Below are 14,194 nucleotides of genomic sequence, written 5' to 3' on the forward strand. Positions count from 1 at the left end.
ACCGCGCACGCTCGGCCCGGGGCCCTGCACCGAGGCCGGGACGGCGCCGCTCCCCTGGTGGGACGGCGCCGTCCGTCGTCCCGGGGGTCAGCCCAGCACGGCCCAGGCGCTCACCACGACGTTCACGGTGGCCGCGGCCACCCGCACGTCGTCGGCGCGCAGCAGCCGCGCGTACGCCGCCCGGTCGAAGCCGGCGCCCAGCACCCGGTGCTGCGGTACCGCGACCAGCCCGGTCACCGCCAGCACCACCGCCAGGCACACGGCGCTGGCGACCAGTGCGGGCACCACGACGCCCGCCGGCCGCCCCGCCAGCAACCAGCCGGTGGTCCCCAGCTGGCCGGCGAACAACGGTCCGACCACCCGGGCGATCCGCCGCGAGTGGCTGCTCTCGTACTCGGCGAACGAGCCGTGCGGCACCGCGGCGAACTGCGGGTACACCAGCGCCCGCACGGTCCACTGGAAGCCCGCGTAGCCCCCCACGAGCAGCAGGTGCGCCACCGCCACCGCGCTCACGCGGGGCGCGCCCGACGGCCGGCCCGCTTCCCACGCCAGGCGAGGCTCTGCGCGTCGAGCTGCTGCAGCAGCGGGTCGCCCTCCGCCGCGATCCGCTCGGCCAGGGCCACCGCGGCATCGAGCTGGTCGTCGTCGAGCTGGGCGAAGGCCGGGGACCGGCGGCGGTCCAGGACGTCGTACCAGCGACCCTGGACGGCGTGGTCGAGGACGATCCGGCCGAAGCAGTGGTCGGCCGTGACCACCCACCGCTCGACGCGGGCCCGCCGGGGCAGCTCGTCGAGCACCAGCTCGCGGTAGCGGGACAGCTGTCGCGCGCGGTCGGCCACCGGACGAGTCTGCGGTGCCCGCGCAGACCTCGCTCCCCGTGCCCCGGACAGCACTGCGGCCCAGCACCCTGGTGGGGTGCCGGGCCGCAGCCTGGAGCGGGGTGTCACATGCCAATCAGGAGATCAGCGCTGGGGGCCGACACCGTTCGTGTTGAGGCCCTGGATGATCCGCGAGGACTCCTCGAACCCGATGACGATGATCGCGTCGGGGCTGAACTCGGTCATCTGCTGCACCTCGGCGTCGTAGTTCGCCGCCTGCGGGTCGTAGATGACGCTCTGGATCGAGTCCTCCGGCAGACCGTCGGAGATCAGGTTGTTCTTGGTGTTCTCCGCCAGCCCGGTGCCGTAGGGGTCGTTGGTGGCGAGGATGCCGACGGTGTTGTTGCCGTCAGCGCCGATCAGGTCGGCCAGCGCGCGGGCCTGCAGCAGGTCCGGCGGCGCGGTGCGGAAGTACAGGTTCTGGTCGTTGTACGTCGTGAACTGGTCCGACGTGTTGGCCGGCGAGATCTGCATGACGCCGGCCTGGGTGATCGTGTCGATCACGGTCAGGCTGACGCCCGAGGACGCCGCACCGATGATCGCGTTGACACCGGACTGCAGCAGGCGGTCGACGGTCTGGGTGGCGGTGTCGGTCGACGCGTCGCCCGAGTCACCGGTCACCAGGGTGATCGGCTTGCCGAGCACGCCACCGGCGGCGTTGATGTCGTTGATCGCCAGCTGGACGCCGGCGACCTCCGGCGGGCCGAGGAAGGCGAGGTTGCCGGTCTCGGGCAGCAGGGTGCCGATGGTCAGCGGGGTTGCGCTGGCCGGCGGGTTGGCGACCGGGGCGGGGCCGGCGTTCTGGGTGGCGTTGGCCTCGTCACCGGCGATGACGAACTGCGTCTTCGAGTCGTCGATCTTGTTGTCGGTGCCGAACTGCTGCAGGCCGAAGCTGGCCTGCGCGGGCTCGCCGGCGTCGGTGAAGCTGAGCGGGCCGGAGAAGCCGTCGTAGTCCACGTCGCCGCCGGCCTGGATGATCGCCAGGCACGCCGCGAAGTCCGAGCACTTCTCGCCGGTCACGGTCAGGGCGTTGACGTACGGTCCGAAGGCCGTCGCCTGCGTGTTGCCGGCCGCCTGCGCCGCCAGCGCGATGAGCATGGTGGCGTCGTAGGACTCACCGGCGTAGTTGTAGTCGACCAGCTGGGGGTTCAACTGGAGCAGCCGGTCCTTGAAGTCGCCGGAGAGCTCCGTCAGCGGCAGGGTGCCCTTCATCCCCGCCAGGGCACCGGTCTCGGTGAAGTCCTCGCCGAGCGCGTTGCCCATGTTGCCGTCGGTGCCGTAGACGTTGACCTGCTTCTCGCTGCTCGAGCTGCCGCCGTCGTCGCTGCCGCTGTCACCGCTGTCGTCGCTGCCACCACAGGCGGTCAGGGCGAGCAGGGCGGCACCGGAGAGGGCGGTCGCGCGGGCGATGGTGCCTGTGCGCATCAAGGAACTCCCAGGGATGTGTGGATCTCGGTGCTGCTCGGCAGGCTGCATCGCCTGTCGGGCTGCCGATCAGTGCCGAGAACCTAACCGCCACCTGAGCGCCCGGAGCCGCCCTCGAACGCACCGTGATGGGGTTGTGACCTCGTCGACGCGCACCCGCCACATGGACCAACGGCGCGTCACACGGCCGCAACCGACCGTGTGACGCGCCGTGGAGTCCTCCAGCGCTGGGTCAGGACCCGGCGGGCCCACCCGCCGGTGTGGCCTCGTCCGCCGTCTCCGTGGTCAGGATCGCCTGGGCCAGCGCCTTCATCGAGGTGCGCTCGTTCATCGCCGTCCGCTGGATCCAGCGGAAGGCCTCGGCCTCGGTCATGCCGCGGTCGGCCATCAGCCGGCCCTTGGCCTGCTCGACGACCTTGCGGGCCTCGAGCCGCTCCTTGAGGTCGGTGACCTCGGCGTCCAGGGCGTGCATCTCCTGGAACCGGCCGACGGCGACCTCGATCGCCGGGACCAGGTCGTTCTTGGAGAACGGCTTGACAAGGTAGGCCATGGCACCGGCGTCGCGGGCCCGCTCCACCAGCTCCCGCTGGCTGAAGGCGGTCAGCACGATGACCGGGGCGATCCGGGCCGCCGCGATCTGCTCCGCCGCGGCGATCCCGTCGAGGACGGGCATCTGCACGTCGACGATCACGAGGTCGGGGCGGAGTTGCCGGGCCTGGTCGACGGCCGCCTGCCCGTCGCCGACCTCGGCGACGACGACGTATCCCTCCTCCTCCAGCATCTCCTTGAGGTCGAGGCGGATGAGTGCCTCGTCCTCGGCGATGAGGACACGGGTCGGCTCGCTGCTCACGGGGTGAGCCTAGCGACCGCAGCCGGCCACCGGCCGCCGGATAGGCTCATGGTCATCCGGTTGAGCTGGCCCCCGTACCCCAATCGGCAGAGGGAGCGGATTCAAAACCCGCGCAGTGTGCGTTCGAGTCGCACCGGGGGCACTGAGCAGATGGCGATCCTGACGGACCGCACCGCGGCCAGGAGCGGTACCCGGCCGCCGCTGAGCCGCTTCGTCGCGGCTGCGCGAGACCCTCCGGGCCTCACTCGCCACGACAGGACAGTCCACCGCCACCAATTGCCGTCCCCGAGGTGTGCTGAGCCGCTTCGTCGCTCGGTCGCGGGACCCTCCGGGCCCCACTCCTCACGACACTGCTCACCCAGCGCGGTCGCCTGCCCTCCCCCGCGCCCGCAACAGGACGGCGCAGTCAATACGGTGGCTCCGTGACCGGCCACATGACCCCTGAGCAGTTCCGCCAGCACGGCCACGAGGTCGTGGACTGGATCGCCGACTACTGGACGCGCATCGGCGACTTCCCGGTCCGCTCGCAGCTCTCCCCCGGTGACGTCCGCGCCTCGCTGCCGCCGACCGCGCCCGAGCAGGGCGAGCCGTTCGCCGCCGTCCTGGCCGACCTGGACCGGGTCGTGCTGCCCGGCGTCACCCACTGGCAGCACCCCGGCTTCTTCGGCTACTTCCCGGCCAACACCTCCGGCCCCTCCGTGCTCGGCGACCTGGTGTCCGCCGGCCTCGGCGTGCAGGGCATGTCCTGGGTGACCAGCCCGGCCGCCACCGAGCTCGAGCAGCACGTCATGGACTGGTTCGCCGACCTGATGGGCCTGCCCGAGTCCTTCCGCTCCACCGGCAGCGGCGGCGGGGTCGTCCAGGACTCCAGCTCCGGCGCCAACCTGGTAGCGCTGCTGGCCGCCCTGCACCGGGCCAGCAAGGGCGCGACCCTGCGGCACGGCGTCCGGCCCGAGGACCACACCGTCTACGTCTCCGCCGAGACGCACAGCTCGATGGAGAAGGCGGCCCGCATCGCCGGGCTGGGCACCGACGCCATCCGGATCGTCGAGGTCGACGGCGACCTGGCGATGAGCCCGCGCGCACTGGCCCAGCGGCTGGAGCGGGACGTCGCCCGCGGCTTCGTCCCGGTGCTGGTGTGCGCGACGGTCGGGACGACGTCCACCACCGCGATCGACCCGCTGGCCGAGCTCGGCCCGATCTGCCAGCGCTTCGGCGTGTGGCTGCACGTGGACGCCGCCTACGCCGGGGTCAGCGCCGTGGCCCCCGAGCTGCGGGCGCTGCAGGCCGGCGTCGAGTGGGCCGACAGCTACACGACCGATGCGCACAAGTGGCTGCTCACCGGCTTCGACGCGACGCTGTTCTGGGTCGCCGACCGGGCCGCCCTCACCGGCGCCCTGTCGATCCTGCCGGAGTACCTGCGCAACGCCGCCACCGACACCGGCGCGGTGGTCGACTACCGCGACTGGCAGATCGAGCTGGGCCGCCGGTTCCGTGCCCTGAAGCTGTGGTTCGTCGTCCGCTGGTACGGCGCGGAGGGCCTCCGCGAGCACGTCCGCAGCCACGTCGCCCTGGCCCAGGAGCTGGCCGGCTGGGCGGAGGCCGACGAGCGGTTCGACGTTCCCAGCCCGCACCCGTTCTCGCTGGTCTGCCTGCGGCCCCGGTGGGCCGCCGGGATCGACGCCGACGTCGCCACCATGACCCTGCTCGACCGGCTCAACGACGGCGGCGAGGTCTTCCTGACCCACACCACCGTCGACGGCGCCGCGGTGCTGCGGGTGGCCATCGGTGCCCCGGCGACCACCCGGGAGCACGTGCAGCGGGTCTGGGCACTGCTGGGCGAGGCGCACGACTGGCTGGCGCGGGACTTCGAGGAGCAGGCGGCCGAGCGCCGGGCGGCCGAGCTCCGCGAGCGGGAGGCTGCCGAGGAGCAGCTCCGCGCCCGCCGGGAGGCCGAGGCGGCAGCGGAGCAGGCAGCGGCCGACGCCGCCGAGCCCGAGCAGCTCCAGGTCCCCGCGGTCGAGGTCCCCGTCGTCGAGGCACCCGCCAGCGGCGACGAGAGCGCCACGCAGGCGGCCGCCCAGACCGACCTGGAGGCCCAGCCGACGGCGGAGTGACCACCGACCGTGCAGCCGTCGGGGTCCCGTGGCCCTGGAGACCCCGACAGATGCACGGTCGCTGCGGCCACGCGGCGGGAGGCTCAGCCGAGCGAGCGGAGCAGGCCCTCCTGGACGACGGTGGCCACGTGCGTGCCGTCCGCCGCCCAGATCTGCCCGAAGCAGAGCGCGCGCCCGCTGGCGGCCGCCGGGCTGTCGGTCTCGTAGAGGAACCACTCGTCGGCGCGCACCGGCCGGTGGAACCACACGGCGTGGTCCAGGCTGGCCCCCACCGTGGAGCCGCCCCAGCCGCCGCCGATGCGGGCCAGCCCGGCCGACAGCAGGGTGAGGTCGCTGACGAACGTCAGGGCCGCTGCGTGCACCGCCTCGCCGTCCGGGAGCCGCCCGGTGACCCGGAACCAGACCCGGAACGCGGTGTCCGGCGGCAGCCGCGGCTCCGGGTCGTAGGGGTCGGACAGGTAGCGCTGCTCGACGGCACGGGAGATCGCGTTGGAGGCATCGGCCCGGCCGGGGTGGGCGGCCGTGACCTCGGCCAGCCCGGGGAGGCCCTCGGGACCGGGGACGTCGGGCATCGGCAGCGAGTGCTCGACCAGCGCCCGCTCCCCCGCGGTGAAGTCCGCCGTGAGCGCGAAGATCGCGACGTCCTCGCCGTCGCGGGTCTGCCGGGCGACCACCCGCCGGGTGCTGAACGTCCGGCCCTCGCGGATGCGGTCGACCTCGTAGCGGATCTCCTCGTGCGGGTCGCCCGGCCGCAGGAAGTACGAGTGCAGCGAGTGCACCGGGCGTCCCGCGGCCACGGTCGCCTGCGCCGCCGTCAACGCCTGGGCGGCGACCTGCCCACCGAAGATGCGCTGCAGCGGTGAGGACGGCGTGGTCCCGACGTAGAGGTCGGGCCCGCGCTCCTCGAGGTCGAGGACCTGCAGCAGCTCCGCGGCCGGCGACGCTGCCGGTCCCGAGGACGGGCTCACGCCTCCGTCCCCACCTCGTGCACCCGGACGAGGTTGGTCGACCCGGCGGTGTTCGGCGGGCTGCCCGCCACGATCACCACGTTGTCGCCCTCGTGCAGCCGGCCGATGGACAGCAGCGAGAAGTCCACCTGCCCGACCATGTCGTCGGTGTGGGTGACCTCGGGGACCAGGAAGGTCTCGACGCCCCAGGACAGCGCCAGCCGGCTGCGGACCCGCGGGTCGGTGGTGAAGGCCAGGATCGGCAACCGGGTGTGCAGCGCCGCCAGCCGCTGCGGCGTCCGCCCGGTGGAGGTGAACGCGGCCAGCGCCTGGACGTCGAGGGTCTCGCCGATCTCCTTCGCCGCCCGGACGATGGCCACGGAACGGTGCTTCACCTGCTTCACCAGGTCGGGCACCATCACCTGCTCAGTCTCGACCGCGGCGATGATCTTGTCCATCGTGCGCACCGCGACGATCGGGAACTTGCCGACCGAGGTCTCCCCGGACAGCATCACCGCATCGGCACCGTCGAGCACGGCGTTGGCGACGTCGGAGGCCTCGGCGCGGGTGGGCCGGGAGTTCTCGATCATCGACTCGAGCATCTGGGTGGCCACGATGACCGGCTTGTTGCGCTCGCGCGCGGCCTGCACGGCCCGCTTCTGCACCAGCGGCACCTGCTCCAGGGGCAGCTCCACGCCCAGGTCACCGCGGGCCACCATGATGCCGTCGAAGGCGTTGACGATCGCCTCGAGGTTCTCCACCGCCTCCGGCTTCTCCAGCTTGGCGATCACCGGTACCTCGACGTCCTCCTGGCGCATGACCTCGCGCACCAGCTCGACGTCACGGGCGTGCCGGACGAAGGACAGCGCCACGAAGTCCACCCCGAGGGAGAGGGCGAAGCGCAGGTCCTCCGTGTCCTTCTCCGACATCGCCGGGACGCTGACCGCGACACCCGGCAGGGACAGGCCCTTGTTGTTGGAGACCGGGCCGCCCTCGAGCACCAGGCAGAAGACGTCCGGCCCGGAGACGTCCACGACGGTGAGCGCCAGCTTGCCGTCGTCGACCAGCAGCCGGTCCCCGACGCGCGCGTCGTTGGCGAGGTCCTTGTAGGTGGTGGAGACCCGCTCGGCGGTGCCCTCGACGTCCTCCACGGTGATGCAGACCCGGCTGCCGGTCTCCCACACCACCGGGCCGTCGGCGAACGTGCCCAGCCGGATCTTCGGGCCCTGCAGGTCGGCGAGGACGGCGACGGCACGGCCGACCTTGTCGGTGGCCTCCCGGACCAGCCGGTAGGCCCGCTCGTGGTCCTCGTGCTTGCCGTGGCTGAAGTTGAGGCGGGCGACGTCCATGCCGGCCTCGACGAGGGCGGTGATCTGCTCCAGGGACCCCGTGGCCGGACCCAGTGTGCAGACGATCTTCGCGCGACGAGACATGGGGCAAAAGTAGCCGCCCCTCGGGGAGCCGCAGCGGACCGGGTCCGCTGTGTCCTCCCGAGGGGCGGCAGTCGTTTCAGACGTCCTGACGTGCTGGAACGGCCCCCGGCCCCGTCCCGAGGCTCGCCCCGAGCCTGCGAGGGGTGAGGAGGACGGGGTCCTCGTTCAGCGAAGCGGGACGGCGTCCGGGGTGACCGGACGGGGCAGCATCGAGTTGCCGGTCAGCCAGTTGTCGACCGCCCCGGCCGCGGCGCGCCCCTCGGCGATCGCCCAGACGATGAGCGACTGGCCGCGGCCCATGTCCCCGGCGACGAACACCCCGGGGACGCTGGACATGTACTCGGCGTCCCGGGAGACCCGGCCGCGCTCGTCGACGCCGCAGCCGAGCTCCTCGACCAGGCCGGTGGTCTGCGGGCCGGTGTAGCCCAGCGCCAGCAGCACCAGGTCGGCGGGGAGCTCGCGGGTGCTGCCCGGCTTGGGCTGCCGCGTGCCGTCGACCACCTCGATCTCGACGACCTCGATGGCCCGCACCCGGCCCTCGGGGTCCCCGAGGAACGCCTCGGTGTTGACGGCGAACAGCCGCTCGCCGCCCTCCTCGTGGGCCGGCGAGACGCGCAGGATCATCTCGTAGGTCGGCCACGGGTTGTCCTGGGGGCGGGTGCCGGTCGGCGCCGGCTTGTAGTCCAGCTGGGCGACCGACGCCGCACCCTGGCGGTGGGCGGTGCCCAGGCAGTCCGCGCCGGTGTCGCCGCCGCCGATGATCACCACGTGCTTGCCCTCGGCCGACAGCGGCGGGTCGTCGAGCTCGCCGAGCGCCTCGCGGTTGCCGAACGGCAGGTACTCCATCGCGAAGTGGACGCCGTCCAGGTCCCGGCCCGGCAGCGGCAGGTCGCGGGCCACCGGCGTCCCGATCGCCAGCACGACGGCGTCGTACTCCGCGCGCAGCGCCTCGGTGGTCACCGCGCCCTCGCCCGTCCCGCCGACGTCGGCGTCGGTCACGAAGCGGGTGCCCTCGGCGCGCATCTGGTCCAGCCGCCGGTCCAGGTGGCGCTTCTCCATCTTGAACTCGGGGATGCCGTAGCGGAGCAGGCCGCCGACCCGGTCGTCCCGCTCGTAGACGGTCACCTCGTGCCCGGCGCGGGTGAGCTGCTGCGCGGCGGCCAGCCCGGCCGGGCCGGAGCCGATGACGGCGACCTTCCGCCCGGTCAGCTCCGCCGGCGGCTGCGGGGTCACCCAGCCGTTGATGAACGCCTGGTCGATGATCTCCCACTCGATCTGCTTGATCGTGACCGGAGCGTTCTCCAGGTTGAGCACGCAGGCGGACTCGCACGGCGCCGGGCACAGCTTCCCGGTGAACTCCGGGAAGTTGTTGGTGGCGTGCAGCCGCTCGATCGCCTCCTGCCAGTCGTCCCGGCGGGCGAGGTCGTTCCACTCCGGGATCAGGTTGCCCAGCGGGCAGCCGTGGTGGCAGAACGGGATGCCGCAGTCCATGCAGCGCGCCGCCTGCTCGCGGACGGCCTGCACCGGGAAGACGGCGTCCTCACCCGTCTCGCGGGTCAGGTACACCTCCTTCCAGTCCAGCAGGCGCAGCTCCACCGGCCGCCGTGGCGGCATCTGCCGGTCGAACTTCAGGAACCCGGTGCTGTCAACCACGTGCCGCCTCCATGACAGCTCGGTCCACGTCGTACCCCGCGGCCTCGGCGGCCCGCCGGGCCTCCGTCGCCCGCCGGTAGTCGCGCGGCATGATCACGCTGAACCGCCCCGACCAGCGGCCCCAGTCGGCCAGCAGGCTGGTCGCCACGGCCGAGTCGGTGGCCGCGCGGTAGCGCTCCAGGACGTCCCGGAGCCACTGCGCGGACTCGCCGTCCAACGCCTCGATGTCGACCATCTCGCCGTTGACCCGGTGCCGGGCCAGGTCGAGCACGTAGCCGACGCCGCCGGACATGCCGGCGGCGATGTTCCGGCCGGTGCCGCCCAGGACGACCGCCGTCCCGCCGGTCATGTACTCCAGCGCGTGGTCGCCCACCCCCTCGACGACGGCCAGCGCACCGGAGTTGCGCACGCAGAAGCGCTCGCCCACCCGGCCGCGCAGGAACAGCTCCCCGCCGGTCGCGCCGTAGCCGATGACGTTGCCGGCGATGACGTTGTCCTCGGCGGCGAAGCTGGCCTCGGCCGCCGGGCGGACGACGACGCGCCCGCCGGACAGGCCCTTGCCCACGTAGTCGTTGGCGTCCCCGACCAGGGTCATCGTGATCCCCCGGGGCAGGAAGGCGCCGAAGGACTGCCCGGCCGACCCGGTGAAGGTCAGCTCGATCGTCCCGTCGGGCAGCCCCTCGCCGCCGAAGCGGCGGGTCACCATCGAACCGAGCATCGTGCCGACGGTGCGGTTGACGTTGCGCACCGGCAGCTCCAGGCGCACCGGTCGGGCGTCGAGCAGGGCGCCCTCGCAGAGCTGGATGAGCGTCTGGTCCAGCGCCACGTCCAGCCCGTGGTCCTGGTCCCGGACCCGGCGCCGCGGGGTGCCCTCGGGCAGCTCCGGCACGGCGAGCACCGGGGAGAGGTCGAGCCCGGCGGCCTTCCAGTGGTCGACCGCGGGCTGCACGTCGAGGACCTCGGCGTGCCCGACGGCCTCGTCGATCGAGCGGAAGCCGAGCTGCGCCAGGATCTCGCGCACCTGCTGGGCGATGAACTCAAAGAACGTGACGACGAACTCGGGCTTGCCGGTGAACCGCTTCCGCAGCTCCGGGTTCTGCGTCGCGACGCCGACCGGGCAGGTGTCCAGGTGGCAGACGCGCATCATCACGCAGCCCTCGACGACCAGCGGTGCGGTGGCGAAGCCGAACTCCTCCGCGCCCAGCAGCGCGGCCACGACCACGTCGCGACCGGTCTTCATCTGCCCGTCGACCTGCACCACGATGCGGTCGCGCAGCCCGTTGGCCAGCAGCGTCTGCTGGGTCTCGGCCAGGCCGATCTCCCACGGGGTGCCGGCGTGCTTGAGCGAGGTGAGCGGCGCCGCGCCGGTGCCGCCGTCGAAGCCGGACACCAGGACGACGTCGGCCTTGGCCTTGCTGACCCCGGCCGCGACCGTGCCGATGCCGGACTCGGACACCAGCTTGACGTGCACCCGCGCCTGGTCGTTGGCGTTCTTCAGATCGTGGATGAGCTGCTTGAGGTCCTCGATCGAGTAGATGTCGTGGTGCGGCGGCGGGCTGATCAGGCCGACCCCGGGCGTCGAGTGCCGGGTGCGGGCCACCCACGGGTAGACCTTGCTGCCCGGGAGCTGACCGCCCTCGCCGGGCTTGGCGCCCTGGGCCATCTTGATCTGGATGTCGTCGGCGTTGACCAGGTACTCGCTCGTCACGCCGAACCGGCCGCTGGCCACCTGCTTGATCGACGAGCGGCGCAGGTCGCCGTTGGGGTCGGGGGTGAACCGGTCGGGGTCCTCGCCGCCCTCCCCGGTGTTGGACCGCCCACCCAGCCGGTTCATCGCGATCGCCAGGGTCTCGTGCGCCTCCGCGGAGATGGAGCCGTAGCTCATCGCCCCGGTCTGGAAGCGCTTGACGATCTCGCTGGCCGGCTCCACCTCGTCGATCGGCACGGCCGGCCGGTCGGCCTTCAGCCCGAACAGCCCGCGCAGCGTCGCCGCCTCGGCGGACAGCCCGTCGACGGTGTCGGTGTAGCGCTGGAAGACGTCGTACTGCCGGGACCGGGTGGCGTGCTGGAGCAGGAACACCGTCTCGGGGTTGAACAGGTGCACCTCGCCCTCGCGGCGCCACTGGTACTCCCCGCCGGTCTCCAGCCGCCGGTGCGCGGTCTCGGTGGCGTTGCGCGGGTAGGCGCGGCGGTGGCGCATGGCCACCTCCTCGGCGAGCACGTCCAGGCCGACGCCGTCGAGGGTGGCCGACGTCCCGGTGAAGTACTCGTCGACGACGGCCTTGCTCAGCCCGACGGTCTCGAAGATCTGCGCCATCGTGTACGAGCCGACGGTGCTGATGCCCATCTTGCTCATCACCTTCAGCACGCCCTTGCCCATGGCCTTGACCACGTTGCGGACGGCCTGGGCCGGCTGGACACCGGTGAGCGTGCCGGTGCGGATCAGGTCCTCGACGCTCTCGAAGGCGAGGTAGGGGTTCACCGCGGCGGCCCCGTAGCCGAGCAGCAGCGCGACGTGGTGCACCTCCCGGCAGTCGCCGGACTCCACGACCAGGCCCACCTGCATCCGGGTGCGCTCGCGCACCAGGTGGTGGTGGACGGCGGCGGTCATCAGCAGCGACGGGATCGGCGCACGCTTCTCGTCGCAGTCCCGGTCGGACAGCACGATGACCCGCGCGCCGGCCGCGATCGCCTTGCTCACCTTGGTGCGCAGGTCGGTGATCGCCTGGGCCAGCGCCGGACCGCCGCCGGTGACGTCGAAGTGACCGGTGACCCGGACGGCGGCGAACCCGGGCAGGTCGCCGTCGTCGTCGATGTGCAGGATCTTGGCCAGCTCGTCGTTGTCGATGACCGGGTAGGGCAGGAAGACCTGCCGGCAGGACGCCGGGGTGGCCTGGAGCAGGTTCTGCTCGGGCCCGAAGGTGCGGCCCAGGCTGGTCACCAGCTCCTCGCGGATGGCGTCCAGCGGCGGGTTGGTCACCTGGGCGAACAGCTGGCTGAAGTAGTCGTAGAGCTGCCGCGAGCGGTCCGACAGCGAGGCGATCGGGGTGTCGGTGCCCATCGAGCCGATCGGCTCGGTGCCGCTGGCCGCCATCGGCTGGACCAGGACCCGGAGCTCCTCCTCGGTGTACCCGAACAGCTGCTGACGGCGGACGACGGACTCGTGGCTGGGCCGGGAGCGCCGGCGCTCGGGGAGCTGCGGCAGGTGCACCTGCCCGGCGTGCAGCCAGTCGTCGTAGGGCGCGGCGGCAGCCAGCGCCCCCTTGACCTCCTCGTCGGAGACGATCCGCCCCGCGGCGGTGTCGACGAGGAACATCCGGCCTGGCTGCAGCCGGCCCTTGGCCACCACGTCACCGGCCGGGATGTCCAGCACGCCGGCCTCGCTGGCCAGCACCACCAGGTCGTCCTTGGTGCGCCACCAGCGGCCCGGGCGCAGGCCGTTGCGGTCCAGCACGGCGCCGATCAGGCTGCCGTCGGTGAAGGCCACGCAGGCCGGGCCGTCCCAGGCCTCGATGATCGAGGCGTGGAACCGGTAGAAGGCCCGGCGGGCCGGGTCCATCTCGTCGTGGTTCTCCCACGCCTCCGGGATCATCATCAGCACCGCGTGCGGCAACGAGCGGCCGGACAGGTGCAGCAGCTCGAGCACCTCGTCGAAGGTGGCGGAGTCGCTGAAGTCGCTGGCGGTGACCGGGAAGATCCGCTCCAGCCCGAGCTCGCTGGCCGGACCGGCGGGGCCGTCGAACAGCCCGGTCTCCAGCTTCGCCTCGCGGGCGCGCATCCGGTTCCGGTTGCCCTTGATGGTGTTGATCTCGCCGTTGTGCGCGATGAAGCGGAACGGGTGGGCCAGCGGCCAGCTGGGGAAGGTGTTCGTGGAGAACCGGCTGTGGACGAGGGCGATGGCCGACTCGTAGCGCTCGTCGCGCAGGTCGGGGAAGAACGCCGGCAGCTGGTCGGTGGTCAGCATGCCCTTGTAGGTGATCATGCGGGAGGACAGCGAGGCGATGTAGCAGCTGGTGCCGGCGTCCCGGGCCGCGCGCTCCACCCGCTTGCGCAGCACGAAGGCCCGGCGCTCCAGCCGGGTGACCCCGTGCGGGGCGACGGTGCCGCCGAAGGCGGAGTCGGCACGGGCTCCGGTGGTCTCGGCGACGAACAGCTGGGCGAAGTGCGGCATGACCGCCCGCGCCGTCGGGCCGAGGTCGGCACCGTCGGGGTCCACGGGCAGCTCGCGCCAGCCCAGGACCGCCAGCCCCTCCTCGGCGGCCAGCCCGGCCACGGCCTCGACCACCTGGGTCCGCTCGGCCTCGTCGGCCGGCAGGAACGCGATGCCGACGGCGTACTCGCCCAGCGGCGGCAGGTCGAAGTCGACGCACTCCCGCAGCAGCGCGTCGGGGACCTGGGTCAGGATCCCCGCGCCGTCACCGGAGTTCGGCTCGGAGCCGGCGGCGCCCCGGTGGTCGAGGTTGTGCAGCGCGGTGAGCCCGGCGGTGACGATCGACCGCGAACGGCGGCCGCGGGCGTCGGCGACGAAGGCGACACCGCAGGCGTCGTGCTCCCGCGCCGGGTCGTACAGACCGGCGGCGGCCGGGAGAGCCGAGAACGGCACAACGGTGCCCGGGGCCGTGGAGAACGGCTGGCCCTCCGGCTGGAGCCGGGTGGGGGCGGCGAGGTCGGTCATGTCACTCCCGTCGTCGGCTGGCCGCGGCGGTCCTCCCCCGGGACCCGCGAGAGGGGAACCGGGAGGGGAGGCGCTGGTGCGGGGGGTCACGCGACCCCGCCGGGTGGTCAGTGCGGGTGGGCGGTGCTCCGGTGAGCGTGGCGGGCGGTCTCGGGACCGGGACGGTCCGACGGGTGGGACATCGGCCGGCGGGACTCGGGTGGTCCGAACCGGTCC

At 72.9% G+C, this 14,194-nt stretch carries 9 protein-coding genes and 1 tRNA gene; 2 read left to right on the top strand and 8 right to left on the bottom strand.

Going from position 1 to position 14,194, the window contains the following annotated elements; translation table 11 throughout:
* Window positions 1–87: 87 nt before the first annotated feature.
* The 4 genes from FHL79_RS10010 to FHL79_RS10025 form a co-directional block, all read right to left on the bottom strand.
* A complete protein-coding gene (locus FHL79_RS10010) occupies window positions 88–513 on the bottom strand; it encodes a DUF1772 domain-containing protein (protein WP_138758448.1) in 426 nt (141 codons plus the stop codon).
* Window positions 510–839 carry a hypothetical protein gene (locus FHL79_RS10015; RefSeq protein WP_138758449.1) on the bottom strand — a complete coding sequence of 110 codons (330 nt, stop codon included), beginning with the start codon at window positions 837–839 and terminating at the stop codon, window positions 510–512. Before FHL79_RS10015 ends, FHL79_RS10010 begins: the two co-directional genes overlap by 4 nt.
* A gap of 123 nt (window positions 840–962) precedes the next feature.
* Entirely contained in the window at window positions 963–2,303 is a 1,341-nt protein-coding gene (locus FHL79_RS10020) for an ABC transporter substrate-binding protein (protein ID WP_138758450.1), read from the bottom strand.
* A gap of 232 nt (window positions 2,304–2,535) precedes the next feature.
* The gene (locus FHL79_RS10025) at window positions 2,536–3,153 is read right to left on the bottom strand and encodes an ANTAR domain-containing response regulator (RefSeq protein WP_138758451.1); all 618 of its coding nucleotides are present in this window, start codon (window positions 3,151–3,153) and stop codon (window positions 2,536–2,538) included.
* 68 nt (window positions 3,154–3,221) lie between these two features.
* Between FHL79_RS10025 and FHL79_RS10030 the strand changes: the two genes are divergently transcribed.
* Both FHL79_RS10030 and FHL79_RS10035 read left to right on the top strand, forming a co-directional pair.
* Window positions 3,222–3,295, top strand: a tRNA-Leu gene (locus FHL79_RS10030).
* A 280-nt stretch (window positions 3,296–3,575) separates the two neighbouring features.
* On the top strand, window positions 3,576–5,270 hold the full coding sequence (locus FHL79_RS10035; protein WP_246080584.1) for an aminotransferase class V-fold PLP-dependent enzyme: 1,695 nt from the start codon (window positions 3,576–3,578) through the stop codon (window positions 5,268–5,270).
* An 83-nt stretch (window positions 5,271–5,353) separates the two neighbouring features.
* Here the strand turns inward: FHL79_RS10035 and FHL79_RS10040 are convergent, their stop codons facing one another.
* From FHL79_RS10040 to gltB, 4 genes are all read right to left on the bottom strand, one after another.
* Complete coding sequence (locus tag FHL79_RS10040; RefSeq protein WP_138758452.1) at window positions 5,354–6,238, bottom strand: acyl-CoA thioesterase; 885 nt, start codon at window positions 6,236–6,238, stop codon at window positions 5,354–5,356.
* Complete coding sequence (gene pyk / locus FHL79_RS10045) at window positions 6,235–7,650, bottom strand: pyruvate kinase (protein WP_138758453.1); 1,416 nt, start codon at window positions 7,648–7,650, stop codon at window positions 6,235–6,237. The genes FHL79_RS10040 and pyk overlap by 4 nt, the downstream gene beginning before the upstream one ends.
* Window positions 7,651–7,815: 165 nt before the next feature.
* The gene (locus FHL79_RS10050; RefSeq protein ID WP_138758454.1) at window positions 7,816–9,303 is read right to left on the bottom strand and encodes a glutamate synthase subunit beta; all 1,488 of its coding nucleotides are present in this window, start codon (window positions 9,301–9,303) and stop codon (window positions 7,816–7,818) included.
* A complete protein-coding gene (gene gltB, locus FHL79_RS10055) occupies window positions 9,296–13,978 on the bottom strand; it encodes a glutamate synthase large subunit (RefSeq protein ID WP_246080586.1) in 4,683 nt (1,560 codons plus the stop codon). Before gltB ends, FHL79_RS10050 begins: the two co-directional genes overlap by 8 nt.
* Window positions 13,979–14,194: the final 216 nt, after the last annotated feature.

The sequence above is a fragment of the Modestobacter altitudinis genome (assembly GCF_005930475.1).
Classification (GTDB): domain Bacteria; phylum Actinomycetota; class Actinomycetes; order Mycobacteriales; family Geodermatophilaceae; genus Modestobacter; species Modestobacter altitudinis.